This is a genomic window from Paenibacillus sp. UMB7766-LJ446, assembly GCF_030226665.1.
Lineage (GTDB): Bacteria > Bacillota > Bacilli > Paenibacillales > Paenibacillaceae > Paenibacillus > Paenibacillus vandeheii.
On record NZ_JASOYM010000010.1, the window covers coordinates 1 to 23465 of the forward strand.

Consider the following 23465-nt stretch of genomic DNA (forward strand, 5'->3'; position numbering starts at 1 on the left):
ATGTAGCTCAGCTTGGTAGAGCACCTGGTTTGGGACCAGGGGGTCGCATGTTCAAATCGTGTCATCCCGATTTTTATATGCGGGTGTAGTTCAATGGTAGAACTTTAGCCTTCCAAGCTAATAGCGTGGGTTCGATTCCCATCACCCGCTTTATGGTAATATCAAAGAGAGCTCTTGCTTACTGCAAGGGCTCTTTTTGATATAGTAATTTATATAAGAAAATAGTGGGAGGACTTATGAAAACTAAAATGGAAACGCCAAAGATTCCTCTGGAGCTTGAAGACTTATCGTTGGCTTTAGAAGCATGGGAGAGTAAAGAAGAAATCAAGCATGGGCGATTCAGTAATATCGCTATTGAGAATCAGAGCGCCAGCAGGGTATCATTCGATAAAGTGGTTTTTGAGAACGTGATCTTTAGTGAGTCCTCATTACCGGAAGTCGAGCTTACCGATGTGATTTTTGATAAATGTGATTTGTCCAATATGAACTTAAACGGCTCTTTCCTCCACCGGACGGAATTTAGAAACTGTAAATTACTTGGTACCAATTTTGCAAATAGCAGGCTCCAAAATGTAAGCTTTCAGGGTTGTGTTGCTGACCTTTCTTTATTCCGTTTCTCCAAGTTTAAACAGGTGAAGTACACCGAATGCTCTCTGGTGAGTGGCGATTTCTTTCAAGCTGCACCCCAAAAACTGGAGTTCTCTGAATGCAATATAGACCAAGCTCTTTTGTCAGGTGTAAAGCTTAAGGGAGTGGACCTTAGTGATTGTAGCTTTGAAAGGTTACATGTAGATATTGAGGATCTGGACGGATGCATCATTTCAGATTCTCAGGCAGCCTCTTTTGTTGGATTATTAGGCTTAATAGTGAAGTGAGTTTGATTATGTGAATGAACTTTGTTTAAATGAAGAGATCAATGAATGTACAATTTCAATTTCATGCTTTTACTGATGTAAAGGAGGCGTAGTATGAAAAGGGCTCTGGTTATTGGAGGAAATGGCACATTAGGCAAGGCGGTTGTTGCGAAGCTTCAGGAATATTCCGTTGAGGTAATTACAGCCGGCAGGCAATCCGGCGATTACCAGGTGGATATGACCTCGACAGAAAGTATTACAGCCCTCTTTGAAACGGTGACTAATATTGATTACGTCATTGTTGCAGCAGGCCAGACTCATTATGCGAAGTTGGAAGAACTGACCCCGGAGAACAATATGATTAGTGTGCAGGGCAAATTACTCGGTCAGGTGAATATCGTCTTGATTGGACAGCACTACATCAACGATAAGGGAAGCTTTACGCTGGTCAGTGGCATTATACAGGACCATCCCATTTTGAAAGGTGCATCCAGTGCTATGGTCAACGGTGCAATTGATTCGTTTGCCAAAGCAGCAGCGTATGAGCTTCCTCGAGGTATACGTTTAAATTCCGTTAGTCCTAACCTTTTTGTTGAATCCGCAGAGAAATATAAGGGTGTGTTTATCGGATTTAATCCGGTGCCTGTGGAGCGGGTCGCCAATACGTTTATCCAAAGTGCACTTGGGATCGAAACCGCCCAAACCTTTAAAATATACTAACTGTAAAGATAATAAATACAAAGGAGATCAGCAGAATGTTCCTGCTGATCTCCTTTTGTTTTGGATGAAATGGGATTTAGCTCTAATGGGCAGATAAACCAAGCATATTTTTGTATGTTTAAGCGATACGGTAAGGGAAGGGTAACGGCCATGATCTGTTTCTCTTCACTAAGAACATAGCAATGCCCATTTTCCCCGTTGCCCTTAAAGCCGCTAGAGGCAGTTACGTAGACTCATAAGGTATAGACAACAACTACCAATTAGTATCTTTCCAGGATCAGTTGAGTTTTCAGACCATCGGCAGGAATGAGCCAGTTTTTGTTCTGAAGCACTTGCATCAGTTGGGTGCGCAGTCCGGAAACAGAAGAAGTATCTGTTGTTTTAAATGAAATCTCGACAATATTCTCTACTCCTGTGCCTGCTGCGTTACGAATAGGCCATACTTCAAGGGTAAGTTCTTGTCCATTCCATGTGCCTTCATAACGTTGGAACGTTACTGGGCCGTAAGCACGGGATTGTGTGAGTTGTTGTTTACCCCAGTTGGAGGAGGACCAATTTTTTAATTTGCCAGGCAGCTTGTCCAATAACATGTTTAATGCTTCTTGCTGTGATGGAAGTTGTACGCCTGTAGCTTTGGTATCCACCTTTTTGGTGTTGGAGAAGCTCAATGTTTGTTTGCCATATCCCCAGTCAATTTCAGCCTCATAATTATCGTCTGACGCATCAAATCCCTCTTGGTTAGCCAGAGTCAAAGCCGCATTAACATCACCATTGATAACAGGATAGCGCTTTTTATAAGTCAGTTCATAATTGTTCTTGTCATCTTTCTTCCGAAAACGGACGTTCCATCCCTGTTGATCAAGATTCAGCGCGTTGGTGTCGAAATATTCTGCGCTAATGTTTTTTGCTGTGGAACTTAAGCCAAGCGTCTGAATGACTTCACTGCGTGGTGTCCCATCTGTGTTCAATACCAGCTCCGGCTTAGCCAGGAACTTCACTTCATAGGCAGGAACAGCATTAGCTGCTGCTGAAACCTGTGGTGCTTCCAGAAACGTCAGTCCACTTCCCAATGTCACGATACTCAACATGAATGAGGCGGTTACCTTTTTCCATTTTTTCAAAACCAATCACTCCCTAGGCTGGATTAACGTACAGACCCACTTTATCGTCCGAGTATATGAAAGCGATTAAATGGAAGGGCTCGTTGCGTTAACCCTGCATAGATTTGATGAATGCCAAGCGATAGTTTATATGGGATAGCAGGATTATGAATTGAAAAGAGAGAAACTATGGCTCTTGTCCCGCAACACTTCTTTGAAGCGGTTAACTTGAACTGAAGGATGACGATCCTTGTTGTGAACGGTGTAAATGTGCCGTGGAGCCTGCTCTCCCGGAATGGGTAGCACCTTGATGAGCCCATGTTGTTCTTCCCACTGTACGGCCATTCGTGACATGAACGAGATATGACCGCCAAGTAAAACCAGCTGCTTGATTGCTTCCAGAGAATCCATCTCCACAGTGCTCCGCAGACGAATATCATGTTGCTCCAGCCATTGGTTGGTTAAACGGCGAGTGCTGGATTCATTCCCATGGAGCGCAAAAGGAACCTGTGCCATATGCTCGGGTTTCAGTACATCCCTCTGGGCCAAGACATGCTGTGGTGAGCAGATTAATACCAGATCGTCTTCACACAGCGTTTCTGCCTGCAATACCGGACCCACAAATGGTTCGGAAGAAATCACACCCAGATCAATCTGGTGGCGGATCAACATTTCGCGGATAACGGGTGAAGGCTTGACCGATAACATAATTCGAATACCGGGGAATTCCTGAGAAAATGTGTTCAAAATAGGTGGCAGCAGATACGTTGCAGGTACATAGCTCGCTCCAATGTGCAGGGTGCCCCGATACAGGCTGTCATATTCCTGTACGACTCTGCGTGCTTCCTGGGTCAGGGCATTGATTTTGACGGAATAATGTAAAAGGGCTTGTCCAGCCTCGGTCAGAAACGTCTTTCCACTACGCGATTCGAATAATCGTACCCCCATCTCTTCCTCCAGAGACTTCATATGAAAGGTAACAGTAGGCTGCTTGATGCCGAGAACCTCGGCCACACTGGTCATATGATGATGCTTATCAATGAGTTCAACAATTTGCAGTTTAATCAGGTTCAACGAACTCAACACTCCTCTCCCTTATACAGGGCTCCATAATATAAGATGATTTAATGCTTGTTTTCATAAAGACGGAGAGTACAGGACAAATCTGAAGAAGCGAAGCTAAAAGCTTTCTGAAAGAAAACTACTTCGGAAGCATACGCTTCGCCTTTATCCCCTGATTTCTCCCTTTGTAAAGGGAATCAAGGAAATCCGGGGATAACAGCGATCGGAAGATGGTGCTGTAATCGGAGTAGCAAAATGAAAAATTCATTTGAATCACCTTATATAGATTTAATCTATGAACATCAACAGAATTCATCTAAAAAGTTAATTCCAATTTTACATTTCTAACATACAACTCGCGAAAGCGGACGTTAGACTGAGAACAGTACAAGAAGACAGGCAGGGATGCTTATGAAAATGGAAATTACGGGAATTCAAAAATCATTCAATCGCACTCCCGCACTGCTGCCCACGGATTTAACGCTTCAGCATGGACAGTTTACGACGCTGCTTGGCCCATCCGGCTGCGGCAAAACGACACTGCTGCGCATGCTGGCCGGGCTGGAGCAGCCGGATGCGGGAGAAATCGTCGCGGATGGCAAGAGTTTCTACTCAGCGACGAAGCGGATAGATGTACCGACACATAAGCGTAATCTGGGCATGGTGTTTCAGGATTTTGCATTATGGCCGCATATGACGGTGTACGAAAATGTGGCGTTCGGCCTGAAGGCCGGAAAGCAAAAATCGGATCTGCGCCAGAAGGTGACCGAAGCACTTGGTATGGTTCGCCTGCAAGGCATGGAGGATCGCTATCCTCATCAGCTGTCGGGAGGACAGCAGCAGCGGGTCGCTTTTGCCAGAGCGGTAGCGGTGAGACCGGGGATTATCCTGTTCGATGAGCCGCTAAGTGCACTGGATGCCGTGCTGCGGGAAGAGATGCGGATTGAGATGATGTCATTGGTGCGGGATATGGGACTGACCGCGCTGTACGTCACCCATGATCAGGTTGAGGCGATGTCGATGTCGGATGAGATTGTGGTGATGGAGAAGGGGCGGATATTGCAAAAAGGAACCCCGGAAACGATCTACGGATCGCCAAGCGATCCCTTTGTTGCTTCGTTTATCGGAAAGTCCAACTGGCTTACGCCCAATCAATCCATGGTGAGACCGGAACATGTCTCCTGGAACAAAACAGGTCATGATGATCTGTGTTATCAGGCAGTGGTGCTCAGCGTCAGTTATGTAGGAGAACGTTATGAAATTCGGGTGCAGATGGAAGGGCTGGGGGTATGGACAGCCTATCTGGATCAAAGAGTGCGTGTAGGGGAGAAGATTCAGCTCTATGTATCCCCGGAGCGGATTTGCCGAATGAATGGGGAAGAAACTCCTAAAGTAAAGCCAAGAGAGTTCATTGCAGCAGCCAACTGATCATGATGAGTATAAAGGCCACGGATCAGGAAATGGGCCATGAAGAGGATCATATCCTTAAGTAATGAAACGGATTATCAAGGAAGTGTAACTTCTAGAAAGTGAATTATGAAGGAAACGTACCTTCCTGAGATCATATCACCGTTCAGTCTCATAAAGAGAGGCATGTGTTGGTGTCAATAGCAATCAAACAAACATAACAACCATAGCAACGAGTAGCAACGAATAGCAACCATAGCGTAAACAGCGTGAGTTTGCAGAAACTTGAATAAAAATATAATCAGAAACCAAGGGAGATGGAATGAAATGTTGGGTATGAAAACACGGAAAAGAAGCGCGATGCTGTTGTTATCAGCGGTAATGAGTATCAGTTTGTTCGGATGCAGCACAGGTAATTCAACCACCGGGAATGCGGGTCAAGCTGCAGGTGAAGGCAGTGCGGCTACTGCATCGGCGGAAACGACAAAACCAGCCGGCGGCAAGCTGGTAGTGTACAGTGCAGGACCACAGAAGCTGGCGGATAACATCATCAGCGGATTTACAGCCAAGACGGGCATTGAAGTGGAGATGTTCCAAGGTACAACAGGTAAAATTCTGGCTCGGATGGAAGCTGAGAAATCCAATCCTGTAGCGGACGTCGTTATCCTGGCCTCCCTGCCTTCGGCACAAGCACTGAAAGCGGATGGTCTAACACTCCCGTATGCTGATGCCGAGAATGCAGACAAGCTGAACAAGGATTGGTCAGATGCTGAAGGTAACTATTTTAGTTCCAGTGCTTCTGCGCTCGGAATTGTCTACAACACCAAGCTGGTGTCCACGCCACCAACCAGTTGGGCTGAACTTGCAGCACCTGCCTGGAAGGACCTAGTCAACATCCCGGATCCTACGCTGTCTGGTTCGGCGCTGGATTTCATTACAGGATACCTGAGTGCGAACGGAGATAAGGGCTGGGACTTGCTGGAAAGCTACAAAGCAAATGGTGTAGCGATGGCAGGAGCGAATCAGGAAGCGCTTGATCCGGTTATTACCGGAGCAAAGAGCATCGTAGCAGCTGGTGTGGATTACATGGCGTATTCCTCCAAAGCCAAAGGTGAACCACTGGACATCGTATATCCAGAGGAAGGGACTGTAATCAGTCCGAGACCGGCAGCGATCCTGAAATCAAGTAAGAATGTAGAGAATGCCAAAGCGTTTATCGACTACCTGTTGTCCGATGAAGCACAAAAGCTCGTTGCAGATGCTTATCTGATTCCTGGACGTGAAGACATCGAGGCGACTAACCGGGCGAATCTGAAAGACATCCCACAGCTTAAAGTGGATTGGAACTGGATGAGTGAACACGGAGATGAGACAGCGGCACGTTTCTCCGAGACTTTTAAATAAGCAGATTAGAATGACGAGCAAATCGAGCAACTAGAGTGAAGAGACGATTGTCTTGTGGAAGTCATGTGAGGTGAAATCGTAGTGAAACCTGTTGTAGTAGACAACAACCGTATTTTTCGGAGAGTGGGCGTGATTCTGGCCCTCTTTCTGCTAATGATAAGCATTGGTGTACCGCTCTTACTAATTTTCTGGCAAAGTGTGTATCCGGACGGGCAATGGGATTGGATGGCTCCGATTCGGACCATTACCGGACAGCATTTATCCGGGGTGCTGCTGAATTCCGTATGGTTGGGGATCTGCGTGGTGGCTGTAACAACGCTGCTGGCATTGCCACTGGCCTGGATGATGGCGAAGACTCGCATGGGACAGCATCGCTGGGTGGACGTAATCCTCATGATTCCGTTCATGACTCCGCCGTATATCGGCTCTATGGGCTGGATTCTGTTTATGCAAAAAGGGGGATACCTGCAGCAATGGGTGCCCTCCGCTGCAAGCTGGAGTGAGCTGTTCTTCAGCTTCTGGGGCATGGTGCTCATTATGAGTCTGCACCTGTTCCCCTTCCTGTACTTGTTGCTTCGGGATGCCATCATTCGTATTGGAGGCAATCTGGAAGAAGCGGGAGCGGTGCACGGGGGACGTGCGGGATACCGATTCAGACGCATTATTTTACCACTGCTGTTGTCTTCCTATGGCATGGGGATCATGCTCGTCTTTGTCAAAACGATCGCAGAATTCGGAACGCCAGCAACCTTCGGCCGCAAGATTGGCTATTATGTCATGACCTCTGAAATCCACAAGTATATCTCCAGCTGGCCGATTGATTTTGGCAAGGCGACTTCGCTCGCTTCCGTGCTGCTGTCGGTCTGTCTGGTGATGTGGTACATGCAGTCTGCCATGAGTCGCAAGTTCACATACCGTCTGGTAGGGGGCAAAGGACAGCGTTCCAAACGGTACTCCCTACGAGGCGGAGCGGGCTGGTTGTGCGGGTTGTATCTCGCGTTGCTGCTAATTCTGTCAGTGGGCATTCCGTATTTCTCCATTATTGCGGCGTCGACGATGAAGCTGCGCGGGGCGGGATTGTCCTTCGATAATCTGACGCTGGATCATTACCGGGAATTACTGTCCTGGGGATCGGTCAGTATGAAAGCAATCGGGAACAGTCTGGGACTGTCACTGGCAGCTTCGACGGTTGCGGTTATTATCGGTACAGGTTTTGCACTGACGATTGGTAAATCATCTTCCTTTATGCAGCGTGTCATTGATCTGTTCAGTCTGCTGCCGAATACGGTACCGGGCATTGTCATGGTGGTGGGTCTGATCCTCTTCTGGAATTCACCATGGATGCCGTTCACGTTATACAACTCGTACGGAATGGTTGTTCTGACGTATGTGGTGCTCTTCTTGCCGTACACGGTGCAGTATGTCAAATCAAGCTTCACCCAGATTGACGGAACGTTATTCCAAGCGGGTCAGGTCTTTGGCGGAAAGCCGCTGTATATTCTGCGGCGCATTCTTCTACCACTGATCATTCCCGGCATGCTGGCCGGGTGGATGATGACATTCACGATTGCTACACGGGAACTGGTAGGGTCGCTGTTGATTTTACCTCCATCGATGCAGACCTCGGCTACGTATATTTTTGCACAATTTGAACAAGGTCAGGTCTCATTGGGGATGGCGATGGCCGTGGTTACTGTCGGCATGACGGTACTGATGCTGCTTGGTATTGAAGTTCTGAATTCGAAGAGAAAGTGGAATGCATCATGATCAAACTGAAGGTATGGGGCGGTGCTGGGGAACATGGACGTTCCGCCTATCTGCTGAGTGGGAGCCGGGTTCAGCTTTTACTGGATTGTGGCGTGAAAAAAGAAGGAGCTGGCGAGTACCCGCTGATCGAACCGGAAATTGTTAAGAAGCTGGATGTAGTGCTGTTGTCTCACGCCCATGAGGATCATTCTGTCGCTATTCCCTTGCTCTATAGGCTGGGGTATCAGGGCGAAGTATGGACGACGCGGGAAACCAGGGAGCAGCTGGACACCTATTTCAGAGCTTGGCGCAGGAATATGGAACGAGCAGGGCATGCCCTGCCTTACGAAGAAGGCGATGAACAATTGATTCGTTATCGGTTTCTGGAGGATGAAGCCGAGGGTGGGACCTGGTTTGAACTTTTCCCTGGCGTCTCGGCGGTCTGGGGGCGCAGTGGACACCTTGCAGGATCGGTATGGTTCGGGCTGGAAATGGAAGATAAGCGGATATTTTATTCCGGCGACTACACGTCAGAGTCCATGCTTTTGCAGGAGGATTGTCCAGCCGATGCGTTCTGGCAGGCAAGGTTACCACGGAACAAGCGGGGCCTTGATGCTTCAGTTACTACACGTTGGAAGCTGGATACACTAACCGCCGTGAATGGTGGGCATGCTGTGGCAGGAGAGCCATCCGCATCGCATACCTTGGCCTCTGCTTCATCCGAAGGGGTGTTGCGATCATCGGTATCAGCAGGAAGGTTTGTAGAGCAACGGCTTGGCAATTCCACATCGAAGGAAGCAGAAGTGACCAAAGCAACTCCAATCAGCCTGCTGGATTTGGCGATTGTGGATGCCGCATACGGTACAGATCGCGATACACAGGGCAACAAGCTGGAGCAACTGGAGCATGTCATCCGTGAGGCGATTGCCCGGGGTGGAAAGGTGCTGATGCCTATGCCTTCGGTGGGTCGTGGTCAGGAAATCATGCTGTGGGCACAGCAGCAGTTCCCGGACGTTCCGATTGTAGTGGAACAAGGCTTGGTGGATGGACTAAAGCAGCTTTTACGTGCTCCATACTGGTTAAAGGAAGAGGAAGAACACATACCTGGTTCTGTGAAGGATGCGATTGCGCGTTTTCTGAGTGGTCAAGGTTGGGAGCTGCCTGTGACAAAGGAAGAACGAGAGCGGCTACTGAATCACCATGCTGCTTCTTTGTGGTTCATTCCAGACGGGATGATGCAGTCCTCTCTTGCTCGGTGGTACTATAGCCAGTTTGCGGACGGTGGAAATAATCTGGTGCTGCTCACCGGACATGTCTCTGCTGGCACATACGCTCACAGGCTTTTTCATAATCCTGCAAAGTATGGCGCGTGCGAAGTACGTAAAATACGTTATAAGGTACACCAGGGCTGGAAGGATGTTGAGACGATGCTGCACCAGGTTCCTGCAAGGCATACGGTGCTTGTGCATGCGGATCGGGCAGAGACGGATAAACTAAGAGAAGGCTTACTCAGCGAAAAATGGGTCTCGGGGAAGGAAATACTACATTCGCTATCTCCCGGAGATGAGCTGTATCTGTAGATAGGAATTTTATAAGGATTGGATCTATGTAGGGCGTCCCTGGGGACGTCTTTTTGAATGTTGATTTTTATAAAAATAAAAATGCATGATGAGAAATTATGCTTCTCATCATGCAAGGGAGATGATTCAAGGAGAGAATCAGCCGGTGCCTTTTTTAAAATTAGGATTGGCGCTGAATAGGATGCTCCAGCTCTGAATGGCCCATCAAGCTGTCCAGGGCTTCACCGTCCACCAGGATATCAATACTTTCTACTTCATCATATTGAAACATCGTCTGGGTCAGTGCATCCAATGCAAGCAGTTCGCCACTGGTTCCCAATTTGGCCTCATCCGGGATATGAACATCCAGAGTGACTTTGCCCTCGTCGTACTGTATGGAGAGCAATTCAACCTTCTCCCAGAGGGATACGAGCTCCGAATCGGTATTGTTTTGTAAAGCTTCAAATGTTTTTTTATATTTCTCGGAATCGTCCTTATATTCAATTTCCTGCTCTTTTTTCTCCAGTTCCAGTACCTGTGAATCTGCGAAATACACATCAACCGCTTGTGTGTTCATTGTGCCCAGGTCCACCTTGGCTTCGGATGGGTTTGGTGACTGTCCCCCCTGAACAGCAGGTTCGGCCGATCCCGATTCACTGACTGGCTTCTGAGCACAACCAATGGCAACTATCATAAAGAAGGACAAGACGAGTGCACATCCCAATTTCGTTTTCAATGGATCACATCCTCCAGCGTATTTACATTATGTTCTATCCTTTAATTTATTCCCAGATATTCCTTAATCCCATCTGCTATCGCTTGAGCAGCTTTCATCTGTACGACATCGGACGACATTAGTTCTTCATCCATAACATTACTCAGGAATCCCACTTCCAAAAGTACTGCAGGCATGGTCGTGTCTCTGATCACTTCCAAGTTACCATTTTTCACACCACGGTCTTTGAGCCCCATGGCTTTAACCAAACGCTGGTGAATGATATTGGCTAATTCCTTGCTGCTACTGCGTTGATAGTAGAACGTCTCCGTACCTGTCGCCTGGGGTGAGGACTCCACATTATTGCCATGGATAGATACAAATACATCCGCGTTTAATTGATTGGCGAGCTGAACACGCTCCGGGCGGGTGGGATAAGTATCACCGTCACGAGTCATCACCAATTCGATATCCGGCTCATTGAGAAGCAGTGCTTGTACTTTGAGAGCCAATGCCAGATTATATTCTTTCTCGGGTTTGTTGGTGATGCTGGTTGCTCCTGGATCTTTACCACCATGGCCTGGGTCGATGACAACGACCTTGCGTCCTGAATCGCCTCCAGGAATGACAGGAACAGGTGTGACGTTATCGCCCGAAACATTCAGATCAATAATCAGTTTATCGGCAATCAGGTTCTGGCTGTATTGGACATCCTTCACATGATTCAATTCTACGACAATTCGGACTTGACCAGGGTCTTGTTTAAAAAGAGAATATCTAACTTCCGTTATATTGGGGTATGCTTCCACATCCAATTTGCCATTCATGTTTTGATTCAAAGGTTGTGATAGATCACCAAACACTGCTCCGGGCAGATCCACGACCAGACGATCGGGGTTCTTCAAAGTTGTCATCACGGGTTTGGATTGACCATCCATAGACACGACGAGCTGATTGTTAGCAAATTGGATATCCGTAACATGGGTTAGCGATGTTGGGCTACCGTTTCCTGAACCGTTACCCGGTTCATCTGTGGGCTGCTTACTGGTGTCGGTGTTGATTAAGTATACAATCTTCTCCTTGTTGTTCCATTTCACGTTGAGTCCCATTTGCTCACTGACAAATCGAATAGGTACCACCATGGTGTTATTCAAAATGAGTGGGGCTGTGTTCAGGGTGACTTGCTTGTCCGCAACCATGGCTTGCTTTTGATCAACGGTTAAAGAAATCGTCTTGTCATTTTGCTGAATCTTTACATTACGTGTATTTTGATTCCAATCCACTTTGAATTTCAGGTTTTCGGCAACGACACGAATCGGAATCATAACATTCTTATTCACGATGGTCACCTGAACGTCACTTGGGAGGATTAATTCCTCGCCGTCCAAGAAGATTTTTGACGTGCTTGCAGCGGCGTTTCCCTGGCTAGGGAGTAAAGCTAGAAAAAACAGGCTCAAAAACAGGAGTAAAATCGTTTTTTTCATTATGCACCTCTACTATTTTCGTTCTATATTTCTATTCCAAAATATACCTCCATTATATAAACGGTAAAATTGTAAAAATGTTTCTTTTTTGATCGTTATTTATCTATTTTTATTTATAGAAAGCATGTCGTGAGGATTCCAGTTCAGACAAAAAGTAGCTATAGTTGAAGTGTGTAATTTAATTTCATTAAATATTTGACTTGTGAAATTTTATATCATATACTGGGTGAAATTATGGCAGGATGACGTGTTCATCGGGTCTGGCGGGAGGTTGTGAATGGATGGATACAGGCAGCTATCCGATGTGGGAGCAATATCGCTTGAAACGGGAGCATTATATCATTGGATTGATGTCAGGCACGTCCCTCGACGGGACGGATGCGGCATTGGTGCGGATTCTGACAGATGACAGCGGGGCATTGCAAAAGATCGATCTGGTTGACTTCGTCTGCGTACCGTACTCCAATGAATTGAGAGAAGTGCTGATTCGACTATGCTCACCGGAGACGGCACGCGTGGATGAGCTAACGGCTGCACATTTTGGCGTATCGGAGTGGTATGCACACAGTGTCACAGAGCTTATTCGATCCTCAGGAATCTCATCCGGGCTGGTGGATGCGATCAGCATGCACGGGCAGACCGTATGGCACGCACCTGTTGCTTCGGATTTTCCGGGGCCAACTGGCGCGAGCCTTCCCGTGGTGTCCACGCTCCAGATTGGCGAATGCGCCGTTGTGCGTGAACGAACGGGCCTGCCAGTGATCGCTAATCTGCGGGCACGGGATATGGCGGCTGGCGGGGAGGGAGCGCCTCTAACGCCTTACGCCGATGCGTTAATGTTTCGTAGCCCAACGGAAGGGCGGCTGGTACAAAATATCGGCGGCATTGGCAACGTCACGGTGCTCCCGGCAGCGTCATCTGCCGAAGGTATCTCGGCTTTTGATACGGGACCAGGGAATATGGTAATGGACGCGATTGTACGCCAGGCGACAGGTGGGCGGCAGCATTATGATCCGAATGGAAGCATGGCCGCACAAGGGATATTTGATCAGGGTCTGGTGGATCTGTGTTTGGACGATGATTATTTCAAAAGACTCCCTCCCAAGAGCACGGGACGTGAAGTGTACGGTGCGGCATATGCAGCGCGCCTGATGGGGATGGCTGCTGCGCGTTCCTTATCCCTGGAAGATACGCTGGCTACCGCCACCTGTCTAACTGCGGAGACGATCGTGCGGGCAGTGGAGGATTTTATCCTGCCGAAGGTACAAATATCGGCCATGCTGGCCTGCGGAGGCGGCACTTCCAATGCCACGTTAATTGAGATGATCCGTCAGCGACTACCGGGAGGCATTCGTTTGGAACGAACAGCGGACTATGGCATACCGGATGATGCCCGCGAAGCGATCGGATGATTTGCCCTCCTTGGCCATGAGGCACTCATGGGAAGAACCAACACACTCCCGGCAGTAACCGGCGCGAAACACGCAGTAATATCGGGCAATCTGACACTGTAGTGAGTCCTGGTTTTTGAATGATTTGGCTATGCAAGAGCGTTTAACCGATTAGACTCCATTGCAATTATAGGATAAAATGCTTGTACATGAAGGCAGTACGGGAAGGAGGAGCGGATGGAAGGCATGAAGGGTGGACTTGTACGTTTACGCGCATTAATGGATGACTTGACTCCGTCGGAACGGAAGATCGGAGCCTACATTCTCGATCATCCCCAAGAAACGGTTCAGTCCTCGGTGGCACAGCTGTCTGAACGGAGCGGTGGCAGCCCGGCTGCTATTATCCGTCTCTGCAAATCACTGGGTGTAACGGGTTTTCAGGAGCTGAAGCTGAAGATTGCCGGAGATTTGCAGACAGGTGAACAATATCAATATACGGAGATTCGTCCCCAGGACTCCATGGAGAGCATTATTCAGCATGTGTCCGCAAACAATATTCAGTCGGTGAAGGATACGGTTCATATTTTGGACCCACGTCTGGTGGAACAGGCGGTGGATGTGCTTCATCGGGCGAAACGAATCTTTTTCTACGGGGTGGGGGCCTCCAACCTGATTGCGCTGGATGCACACTACAAGTTCATGCGAATCAATCGTACAAGCTTTTCGTTCGCCGATCCGCATATGCAGATTTCGTCCGCAACGACGCTTCGCGAAGATGATGCGGTGGTATGTATCTCGTATTCAGGGGAGACTTCGAACGTGATCTCCTGTCTGAAGCATGCCCGTGAAGGCGGCGCTGCAACGATTAGCATTACCAAGTGGGGCAGCAATACGCTCAGCAGTCTGGCGGATGTACCCCTGATGATTACTTCCACCGAAAGCGATATCCGGAGCGGAGCAACGTCGTCACGCATTGCACAGCTGAACGTCATCGACATTTTGTACTTGGCGATTGCCAGCCGCGACTACAACCAGTCGGTGGAATATTTGGAGAAGAGCCGGCAGGCTATTCTGGAACATAAGTGAATTTGAACGATATGTATCCCTTTCTGTTTATACAGGAGGGGATTTTTTGATGGATGATATCCACTTGTAGTATGAAAAAATCAAAAAAAGAGCCCAGACACCTATGTCGGACTCTTTCAACTTCAAGAGCTATGCGCCCTGCATGGTTCAGGAAGGCCCCATAATGGCGCTGCGGACGAATCCGTCAGCCAGATCCAGTCTGCGCTGAGCTTCCACGGCGTCCACGCCTGTCATCAGCATAACGATTGCCGTTTTCACATGACCGTCTGCACCGGCAAAAGCCTGTTCAATGTCCGCTTCGTTCGCTCCGGTTGCCAGATGGATCATGCGTTTGGCCCGATGGACAAGCTTTTCGTTGGAAGGGTTCAGATCGACCATGAAATTACGGTAGACCTTGCCCAGACGAATCATGGCGGTAGTGGTCAGCATGTTCAGAATCATCTTCTGGGCGCTGCCTGCCTTCATGCGTGTTGACCCCATGACAACCTCCGGGCCGACAACAGCTTCAATACTTACATCAGCTAAAAGGGTCATTGGCGTACCTGCGTTGTTACTCAGGCTGATCACAGTAGCTCCGATCTCCTTGGCGTGTCTCATCGCACCCAGCACATATGGCGTTCGCCCACTGGCTGCGATACCAACTACGACATCGTTTTCGTCTATTCCATGCTCATCCAGATCTGCAGCCCCCAATTCCTCGCTATCCTCAGCACCTTCCACCGGGTCCTTCACCGCCCGAAATCCCCCTGCAATAATACCCTGTACCATGGAGGGAGGGGTTCCGTAGGTAGGCGGGCATTCTGAAGCGTCAAGTATTCCCAATCGTCCACTGGTGCCTGCACCTACATAGAACAGCCTGCCGCCCGACTGAAATGCCTCCAAGATTCGGTCCGCCGCTTGGGCAATGACCGGGATCAGGGGCTGAATCAGCTCCGCAATCCGTTGATCTTCCTTATTAATCAGTTCCATAATTTCTGCCGAGGGCAATTCATCTATATGATCCGTTAGTGGATTGGGTTGTTCCGTTAATAATGAGTTCAGCATGTGGTTCATCCGTATGGCCTCCTTCTCTCTTTTAAAATGATTCTTCAATCTTTCAAGGAACAGCGTCTTCTTGCCAGTTGTGCTGCACCTACCGCTGGAGCAGGGGCATCTTCACGATATACAAAGTCCAATTCTTCATAATATCCTGACAGCTTCTGGATAAATGTATTTCGGAAAAGCGCAGCGTATCGGAACAGTGATCCGGACAGGACAACCTGAGTGGTTGCAAATTCGGGATGACGGGCAATCAGTGCTTTTGCCGTAATTGCCAATTGTCCGGCTTCATCGATGATCAGCGCCCGGGCAGCCTCATCCCCGGATTCAGCAGCTTCTATAGCAAGACGGGCGATGGATGCGGTCTCGGTTTTGCCCCAGTCCGATTGATACACCCGTGCTTTTAGCTCCGATATATCCCGAAGGTTCAGCTTCTTTATAAGAAGCGGAGTTAAACCGGTTGGAGGAAGAACGCCGTCATAGCTCTGCATGACCACTTGCAGTGCACGTTGTCCAATGCGATAGCCACTCCCCTCATCTCCGAGCAGATGTCCCCAGCCTCCTGCCCGGTATCGTTCTCCTTCCAGCGTAAAACCGTACACGATAGACCCTGTTCCAGAGATGCACAATACACCGTGAGTATGTCCGAGAGAGGCCATCAGGGCGATCTCTCCTTCGGATACAACCCAGACTGGACAGGCATCTGATTTGTGTCGATTACTGTTCTTCATATAATTATTTACTGCGTCGGCTATAAGTTGCCGTTCTTGGATCGTATCAACACCTGACATGCCGAGGCATATACCTTCACAATTTGTCGATAAATCACTTACTAGATTAAATAGCTGTTCCAGCACTCGCTGCAATTCAGAAAGGGCCTGTTCAGGTGGTACGCTGTGAGGGTTCGTGGGACCGCCGCTGAGCCGGGCAAGAATTTCTCCGAATTCAGAAATGATTGCTGCATCAGTATTGGTACCGCCTCCATCTACGCCAACATATACTCGCAAAGTGGCTCACCTCGCTTGCTTGAGTTTTCTTTTTACATAGTATAGAGGCATAAAAAGAAAAAGTAAAATTAAATTTTAGAATAAAAAATAATGTTGAATTTTTATTTCATAGCTCATATAATGAATTCAATCTACAATTTTGGAAGGAATTAATACGGTTGATGTCAACTAAGTTGACGTTAATATTGCATTTAAGAGATTAATCCTGTGTACGTTCAGGTCTAATCCATAAGGGAGGTGCATTTTCCTTACTGTCACGCTCATTAGTCAGTTATGCCGTTTAAGGATGGATGATTTCAAAAGGGGTAGCATGGTTAGGCAATGCAATAATTCGGGAGACGACACGCGAAGGAGATGAAGGGATGAAAAAGAAGGGTCTGGTATGGGCAATGTTGTTGATGATGGTCTGGGTTACTGCCTGCGGGAATAGTGGTGGTGCTGCTTCAGATGATCCCGATGCGGAAGATACGGTGACGGTATGGACTTATCCGGTGCATGGGACGTATGAAGATGAACTGAAGGATCTGATCGTTGATTTCAATAAAGAACACCCGAACATTACCGTGAAGACGGAAATGCTCTCCTGGGCGGAAGGGCCCAAAAAATTCGATGTCGCTCTGAACGCAGGCAACCCGCCGGATCTTTACTTTCATAGTGTAGATGGCACATATGTAAATACGGGGTTGGCGCTTGAGTTGGATAGCTACCTGACACCTGAGATCAAGGATGACTATCTGCCGGGTACGCTTGAATTGGGCCAGATCCAAGGGAAGCAGTACGGATTGCCGTTGTATCAATTCCAATGGGCATGGGGTGGTAACAAACGCATTCTGGAGGAAGCGGGTATTGACTGGAAATCCATTCAGCAAAATGGCTGGACTTGGTCCGAATTCAACGCTGCCGCAGCCAAGCTGACGAAAACGCTGGATGGCGGGGCTAAACAGTATGGACTGGTGACCGACGGAACCTCGCTTGATTTCATTGAAATGCTGTCCCGAAACAACGGCATGATTGACGTTCTCGACAAAGACGGCACGTTCCAATGGAATGATGGACGCATTCTCGATACGCTCTCTTTTATCAAAAACCTGATGGATCAAGGTTATATGCCGAAGGAAACGGCAGCTCTTGCTCCAGCAAAACGGACGGATATGTTCTACGCGGGTGAAACGGCAATCATCTCCAAAGCGATTCCTTATTATGATGTCATGATTCAGAACCGCAACAAGGACATTGATGACGGAAAGGTACAAGGGGAGAAAATTGATTTTGTCCTGCTGCCTGTACCGCATAACGACGATCAAGCTGCGGCAGCAACGATGGGCGGCGAAGGGTACGTAGCTTTCAAGCAGAAGAAGGATAAGGGCGAACAGCATGCCAAAAATACATTCCTCGTGATGGAGGCACTTAGTGGTGCCAAAGCAGGAAACTCGGCCAATGAACTGGCGCTCCCATTCGTAAGACAATCCCAGGCGGATCTGTTTAAAGGAAAAGAGCTTGGTCAACCGGATAATCTGGCTGCTGCGAAAGTAATGGCAGAGAATATCGCTATGCCGGTTGTACTGGAACTTGATATCGACAAAGCATCACAGCAAAAACAATTCAAGGAACAGGTTGTGAAGCCTAACATTCAGGCGCTGTTCTCGGGTGAGAAAACACCGGAGCAGATCGCAGAAGACTTCAAGAGCAAAGGCCAGCAGATGTTCGGACAATAACTCTGACCAATAAACATAACGCAAAACCACACTGATTAGGAGAGGAGGATTCGCCATGCAGACCGCCCTTGCGCCAAAACCGTCTGTACCCCGGACTTCCCGGGTTGCCCGGTTTTGGCGAGACTACGGGTGGGCGTATTTGTTCATTTTGGCGCCTGTCCTGCTGTTTCTCATTTTCACACTGTATCCCGTTCTGACGGCTCTCGTGATGAGCTTCCAGAAATACAACATCATGAATTCGACGTGGATTGGATTGGACAACTACGAGCGGCTGGTGAAGGATGAGACGTTCTGGAAGTCGATTAAGAACACACTTATCTTTACTGTGGGTACGGTACCGGTCAACATTCTTATTACATTTGTGCTGTCCTACTTCATCTTCCAGATGAAAAGCAAGTGGCAGACTTTTTTCAAAGCAACGTTGTACTTGCCTGCGGTAGCATCGGGGGTAACCATCTCCATCGTATGGCTGGCGATCTTTGACCCGACGGATTCGGGTCTGTTGAACCGCTTCCTCGGTCTGTTCGGCCTTGATCCGGTAATCTGGCTGGGTCAGTCAGGTACGGCACTCTTTTCACTCATTCTGATGAACTGGCTCGGATCGCACGGCGCGGGTATCATTCTGTATCTGGCAGCCATGGGCGGTATTCCGAAATCACTGTACGAAGCGGCGGATATTGATCATGCCAGCGGCTGGACCCAGTTCAGCAAGATTACATGGCCGCTGCTCAAACCAACGACGCTGTATCTGCTTGTGACGGGTGTGATTACGTCCTTCCAGGTGTTCATCTCGGTATATCTGATGACACAGGGTGGACCGAACTTTGCGACAACGACGATTGCTTATCTGATATACGAGACGGCATTCAAATTTTATGAATTCGGATTGGCTTCTGCACAGTCGTTCGTATTGGCGATCATCATCATTGTCATCTCCGTCATTCAGTTCAAATATTTCTCCAGCGATATTGAGTACTAAGCTTTAAGCGCGTTGCATTAAGCATCCGGGGGTGAATGAAATCCATGAAATCAACACAGAAAAAGACACTGCTTGTCGTTGCATCCATTCTGCTGGTGGCCTGGGCGCTGGTGACGGTCATTCCGATGTACTGGATGCTCGTTGGCTCGGTGCAGGATAGCGCGATGTCGGCTTCATTTAGACCGCAGATGATTCCGGAGCAGTTGTCGTTATCACCATATGAGCGTTTTTTTGCCAAAACCGATGCCTGGCGCTGGCTATATAACTCGCTGCTAATCGCTGTCATTCTGACTGTGACGAATGTGTTCTTCGCCTCCCTGGCGGGATATGCGTTCGCCAAACTGAAATTTCCGGGAAGTCAGGCGGTATTCTGGACCCTGTTGGGTACGATGATGATTCCTGCACAGGTAACGCTGATTCCTTTGTACATTCTGATGGTCAACGTGTTTGACCTGGGGGATACGTATACGGCCATTATTCTGCCTGCTGCCGTCAGCGTGGGCAATATCTTCTTGATGAAACAGTTCATGTCAACGCTGCCTACATCGCTAATTCATGCGGCACGTATTGATGCATGCAGCGAGTTCGGCATCTTCTGGAAAGTGATTCTGCCAATGGCAAAGCCGGGGATCGCGGTACTGGCGATTTTCACGTTTGTCGCTTCATGGAACGAATTTTTCTGGCCATTCCTGATTACCAATTCCAACGAGATGCGGACCGTTCAGGTGGGGCTGGCCTCGTTCGTATTTGCCGAATCAACGGACTTCGGCGCAATGATGGCAGGGGCAACGATTGGCGCGCTGCCGATGATTATTCTGTTTTTCTCGCTGCAACGCTACTTTTTACAGGGTATTACCATCGGTGCGGTAAAAGGTTAATTCCTATATATGTTCAACTAAACATTTACACCATAACGGAGAGGGCAGAAATAACCTGAAGAAGCGAAGGCGTTCGCCTTTATCACCGGATTTCCCCTTTTTAAAAAGGAATCAAAGAAATCTGGGGATAACAGCGATCGGAAGGTTGTTCTGTCATCGGAGTGGCAGTGTAAATATTCGTTAGTTGAACTTATATAGTTCAGGACTAGCGACAACGTAAAGGGGGATCTACCTATGGCACGCGTGGAGTTTCGCCAAGTGCGCAAAGAATTCAAAGACGATCATAAAGGAACGTTCACGGCTGTGGCCGGTTCGGACTTTGTTATAGAAGATAAGGAATTCGTGGTTTTTGTGGGTCCTTCGGGCTGTGGCAAGACAACGTCACTGCGGATGATTGCGGGACTGGAAAAGCAGACGAGTGGAGACATTGTCATCGGGGAACGGGTTGTGAACGATCTGCATCCGAAGGATCGCGATATCGCGATGGTATTTCAGGATTATGCGCTGTATCCACATATGACGATCCGCGAAAATCTGTCTTTCGGTCTGAAAAACCTTAAGAAGCCAAAATCCTATATTGATGAACAGGTACAGAACGCGGCCTCCATCCTGGGGCTGGAAGCGATGCTGGAGCGCAAACCGCGCGAGCTGTCCGGTGGTCAGCGTCAGCGTGTGGCGGTGGGTCGGGCGATCGTCCGTGATCCGCAGGTATTCCTGTTCGACGAACCGCTCTCCAATTTGGATGCCAAGCTGCGGGTGCAGATGCGGGTAGAATTGGGCGAGCTGCATAAGCGGCTCGGTGCCACAATTGTATACGTTACGCATGATCAGGTGGAGGCCATGACACTGGGGGAGCGCATCGTAGTTATGAATCATGGAGATATTCAGCAGGTGGCTTCACCGAAAGAACTGTATGCGAGTCCGCGTAATATGTTTGTTGCCGGATTCATCGGTTCCCCGGCGATGAATTTCATTGATGCCCGGATTGAAGGCACGCAGGTTGTCGTGGATGGGGCATCATTCACCTTGCCAGAGGATGTACTCGCTCGTCTTCAGAGCTATCAGGGCAAGTCGGTGATTATGGGTCTGCGTCCAGAGCATATTTTTGGTGACGATGTTGCTCCGAATATTCCGACAGACCATATGCTGCAGGCGCGGGTTCAAGTCGTGGAGCATCTGGGCTCAGAGAATCTGGTGTATTTCCATTCCGGTGCCCGTACCGTTACAGCCAAGGTTCACCCGGAAACACATGCTTATGTAGGAATGGACAAAAATTTTGTGCTAGACCTACGTAAGGCCCACTTTTTTGACCCGGAGACGGAACTGGCGATTGGACGGGAGTAAGCTATATCAGCTGAATGTTTCGCTTCTTCGGATTGGTTCTGCCTTCTCCGTTATCGTGTAAATGTTTAGTCCAATTTATATAGAAGGGAGAATAAAAATGCGTAAGCTGAGTGAAGTGTTGGTCAAGTCTGGGGCGGAAATCTATCGGGATATTATTCCGGTGGCCCTGTACAGTGTTGTCAGCTCCATCATAATGGTGCCCATTCTGATGTTTGCTCCGCTGCCGATCGCGGTGCTGCTTTTGACCGTGATTTATATGCCAATCCTATTCGGCGTCAGTTATGCCGTCCATCATAGGCTGGAACGCAAGGAACGCCGCAATGGGCTCAAGGACATCTGGAACGGAACGAAGAAGGGATTCATCCCGGGAGGGGCAGTAGGTGTACTTTTCGCGGTGCTTGGCTTCATTCTGTGGTCAACCTGGTGGTATTACGGCGGACAGGGCGGGATTACAGGTACAGCGGTGAGCATGTTCCAAACGTTCTTCGTTCTCATGGCGTTGATGTCACAGTTCTATACCTGGCAGCTTGTTTTGCAAAAGAACATGGGCATCATTCAGGCGATGGGGGAAAGTGTGAAATTATTTTTCCGTCATCCGGGGTACACGATGGGAGCCTGTTTTCAGGCGCTGTGTCTGACGGCTCTGCTGATGCTGACGGTGGTTGGCTTCGGAGCGCTGTTCGCGGGCATGTTTGCCATCTATCAGTATAAGGTCGCCCTTAATGTACTGGAGCCCGAAGAGGAATCAGCCACATCTGGCGGCAATGACCACCAGCATACAGGGTGGATCAGCCAGGGGAATGTGTAATGGGCGTCAGAACTGGAGTTGATCTTCTGTCGGGAGGGCTCTCTCACCCATGGTTAACGGACTCACGAATTGGTCTGATAACGAATCCGACCGGAATTACCGCGGATTTTATCTCGACAGTGGATGTTTGTGCCGGGTTGGCAAATACCCAACTTACGGCGCTCTATGCTTGTGAGCACGGGCTGGATGGTGAGCTTCAGGCTGGTGTCCGATTTGGGGATACGATGCATTCAAAGTTGGGTATTCCGGTGTTCAGCCTTTATGGGGAACATAAGAAACCCACGCCTGCAATGCTGGCCGGTGTGGATACCGTATTGTATGACATTCAGGATGTGGGTGTCCGGTATTACACCTATGCATCGACCTTGTTTCACATGATGCAGGCCTGTGCTGAAACGGGCAAACGACTGCTCGTGCTGGACCGTCCCAATCCGTTGGGCGGGGATGTGGTGGAAGGCGGCTTGCTGAGCGCGGGTTATGAATCGCTCGTTGGCGCTTGGCGTGTCCCCGTCCGCACCGGATTGACGGTCGGTGAGTTGGCCCTGCTGGTGAACAGTGAGATGGAGGTGCCCTGCGATCTGGATGTAATTATGATGGCAGGATGGCAGCGCTCTATGGAGTTTACGGACTGTAATTTGCCCTGGATGCTGCCTTCTCCCAATATGCCTACACTGGACAGTGTGCGGGTGTATGCAGGTACGTGTCTGTTTGAAGGTACCAATGTATCGGAGGGCAGAGGTACGACCCGCCCATTCGAGTGGATTGGAGCACCGTGGGTAGATGGTGAACGGGTGGCGGAACGTTTTCGTAATTACTACTTGGAGGGAGTGCATGTGCACCCCGTGTACATGTCGCCGACCTTTTCCAAACATGCAGGAGAGTTGTGCGGGGGTGTAAGGATATTCGTGACGGACAGTAGCGTATTCCGACCAGTAGATACAGGGTTGATCCTTTTACATGAACTGGCTTCGCTTTATCCAGAGCAATTTCAATGGTTGGAGCCTCCACAGTCAGGTTCCCGATATTTTATTGATTTGCTGACCGGAGGCAGGGAAGTTAGGGAAATCATTCATGACCGGGAGAGAGTAATTGGCTTAATTAAATCGTGGAGAGTTCAAGCAGAGGAATGGAAGGAGCGGCGGAAGCCGTTTTTGCTATATCCATAAAA

At 48.7% G+C, this 23465-nt stretch carries 20 protein-coding genes and 1 tRNA gene; 15 read left to right on the forward strand and 6 right to left on the reverse strand.

Annotated elements, in window-relative coordinates:
* Positions 1-79 precede the first annotated feature (79 nt).
* The 3 genes from QP794_RS22175 to QP794_RS22185 all read left to right on the forward strand — a co-directional run bounded on the left by QP794_RS22175 (position 80) and on the right by QP794_RS22185 (position 1574).
* Positions 80-150, forward strand: a tRNA-Gly gene (locus QP794_RS22175).
* Positions 151-236: 86 nt separating this feature from the next.
* Positions 237-875 carry a pentapeptide repeat-containing protein gene (locus QP794_RS22180; protein ID WP_285078934.1) on the forward strand — a complete coding sequence of 213 codons (639 nt, stop codon included), beginning with the start codon at positions 237-239 and terminating at the stop codon, positions 873-875.
* 93 nt (positions 876-968) lie between these two features.
* A complete protein-coding gene (locus QP794_RS22185) occupies positions 969-1574 on the forward strand; it encodes a short chain dehydrogenase (protein ID WP_024632367.1) in 606 nt (201 codons plus the stop codon).
* 260 nt (positions 1575-1834) lie between these two features.
* On the opposite strand, the gene QP794_RS22190 is transcribed toward QP794_RS22185, so the two are convergent.
* Both QP794_RS22190 and QP794_RS22195 read right to left on the reverse strand, forming a co-directional pair.
* Entirely contained in the window at positions 1835-2695 is an 861-nt protein-coding gene (locus QP794_RS22190; protein ID WP_285078935.1) for a CYTH domain-containing protein, read from the reverse strand.
* A 144-nt stretch (positions 2696-2839) separates the two neighbouring features.
* On the reverse strand, positions 2840-3748 hold the full coding sequence (locus QP794_RS22195; RefSeq protein ID WP_029881557.1) for a LysR family transcriptional regulator: 909 nt from the start codon (positions 3746-3748) through the stop codon (positions 2840-2842).
* A 399-nt stretch (positions 3749-4147) separates the two neighbouring features.
* On the opposite strand from QP794_RS22195, the gene QP794_RS22200 reads away from it, so the two are divergent.
* From QP794_RS22200 to QP794_RS22215, 4 genes are all read left to right on the forward strand, one after another.
* Positions 4148-5164 carry an ABC transporter ATP-binding protein gene (locus QP794_RS22200; RefSeq protein WP_285078936.1) on the forward strand — a complete coding sequence of 339 codons (1017 nt, stop codon included), beginning with the start codon at positions 4148-4150 and terminating at the stop codon, positions 5162-5164.
* A gap of 306 nt (positions 5165-5470) precedes the next feature.
* Positions 5471-6547, forward strand: a complete 1077-nt coding sequence (locus tag QP794_RS22205; protein ID WP_285078937.1) for an ABC transporter substrate-binding protein — start codon at positions 5471-5473, stop codon at positions 6545-6547.
* Positions 6548-6700: 153 nt separating this feature from the next.
* Complete coding sequence (locus tag QP794_RS22210) at positions 6701-8314, forward strand: ABC transporter permease (protein WP_285079116.1); 1614 nt, start codon at positions 6701-6703, stop codon at positions 8312-8314.
* Positions 8311-9873 (forward strand): MBL fold metallo-hydrolase, encoded by a 1563-nt coding sequence (locus QP794_RS22215; RefSeq protein WP_285078938.1) that lies wholly within the window; start codon positions 8311-8313, stop codon positions 9871-9873. Before QP794_RS22210 ends, QP794_RS22215 begins: the two co-directional genes overlap by 4 nt.
* A gap of 160 nt (positions 9874-10033) precedes the next feature.
* Here QP794_RS22215 and QP794_RS22220 read toward each other — a convergent pair whose 3' ends face one another.
* Positions 10034-10588: a GerMN domain-containing protein gene (locus QP794_RS22220; RefSeq protein WP_285078939.1), complete on the reverse strand. Its 555-nt coding sequence runs from the start codon at positions 10586-10588 to the stop codon at positions 10034-10036.
* A gap of 41 nt (positions 10589-10629) precedes the next feature.
* Positions 10630-12051 carry an N-acetylmuramoyl-L-alanine amidase family protein gene (locus QP794_RS22225; protein WP_483311941.1) on the reverse strand — a complete coding sequence of 474 codons (1422 nt, stop codon included), beginning with the start codon at positions 12049-12051 and terminating at the stop codon, positions 10630-10632.
* A 281-nt stretch (positions 12052-12332) separates the two neighbouring features.
* Here QP794_RS22225 and QP794_RS22230 point away from each other — a divergent pair, with 281 nt between their 5' ends.
* Both QP794_RS22230 and QP794_RS22235 read left to right on the forward strand, forming a co-directional pair.
* Positions 12333-13463: an anhydro-N-acetylmuramic acid kinase gene (locus QP794_RS22230; RefSeq protein ID WP_285078941.1), complete on the forward strand. Its 1131-nt coding sequence runs from the start codon at positions 12333-12335 to the stop codon at positions 13461-13463.
* A gap of 225 nt (positions 13464-13688) precedes the next feature.
* Positions 13689-14528 carry a MurR/RpiR family transcriptional regulator gene (locus QP794_RS22235; protein ID WP_079348896.1) on the forward strand — a complete coding sequence of 280 codons (840 nt, stop codon included), beginning with the start codon at positions 13689-13691 and terminating at the stop codon, positions 14526-14528.
* Between the two features lie 147 nt (positions 14529-14675).
* Here QP794_RS22235 and murQ read toward each other — a convergent pair whose 3' ends face one another.
* Positions 14676-15581 (reverse strand): N-acetylmuramic acid 6-phosphate etherase, encoded by a 906-nt coding sequence (murQ, locus tag QP794_RS22240; RefSeq protein WP_285078942.1) that lies wholly within the window; start codon positions 15579-15581, stop codon positions 14676-14678.
* 35 nt (positions 15582-15616) lie between these two features.
* Complete coding sequence (locus QP794_RS22245) at positions 15617-16573, reverse strand: N-acetylglucosamine kinase (protein WP_285078943.1); 957 nt, start codon at positions 16571-16573, stop codon at positions 15617-15619.
* A gap of 362 nt (positions 16574-16935) precedes the next feature.
* On the opposite strand from QP794_RS22245, the gene QP794_RS22250 reads away from it, so the two are divergent.
* From QP794_RS22250 to QP794_RS22275, 6 genes are all read left to right on the forward strand, one after another.
* Positions 16936-18288: an ABC transporter substrate-binding protein gene (locus QP794_RS22250; RefSeq protein ID WP_285078944.1), complete on the forward strand. Its 1353-nt coding sequence runs from the start codon at positions 16936-16938 to the stop codon at positions 18286-18288.
* 55 nt (positions 18289-18343) lie between these two features.
* Entirely contained in the window at positions 18344-19267 is a 924-nt protein-coding gene (locus QP794_RS22255) for a carbohydrate ABC transporter permease (protein ID WP_053780048.1), read from the forward strand.
* Positions 19268-19311: 44 nt separating this feature from the next.
* Positions 19312-20145, forward strand: a complete 834-nt coding sequence (locus QP794_RS22260) for a carbohydrate ABC transporter permease (protein ID WP_053780049.1) — start codon at positions 19312-19314, stop codon at positions 20143-20145.
* Between the two features lie 234 nt (positions 20146-20379).
* On the forward strand, positions 20380-21489 hold the full coding sequence (locus QP794_RS22265; protein ID WP_285078945.1) for an ABC transporter ATP-binding protein: 1110 nt from the start codon (positions 20380-20382) through the stop codon (positions 21487-21489).
* 97 nt (positions 21490-21586) lie between these two features.
* Positions 21587-22297, forward strand: a complete 711-nt coding sequence (locus tag QP794_RS22270) for a hypothetical protein (RefSeq protein ID WP_285078946.1) — start codon at positions 21587-21589, stop codon at positions 22295-22297.
* The gene (locus QP794_RS22275; RefSeq protein ID WP_285078947.1) at positions 22297-23463 is read left to right on the forward strand and encodes an exo-beta-N-acetylmuramidase NamZ family protein; all 1167 of its coding nucleotides are present in this window, start codon (positions 22297-22299) and stop codon (positions 23461-23463) included. The genes QP794_RS22270 and QP794_RS22275 overlap by 1 nt, the downstream gene beginning before the upstream one ends.
* Positions 23464-23465 lie beyond the last annotated feature (2 nt).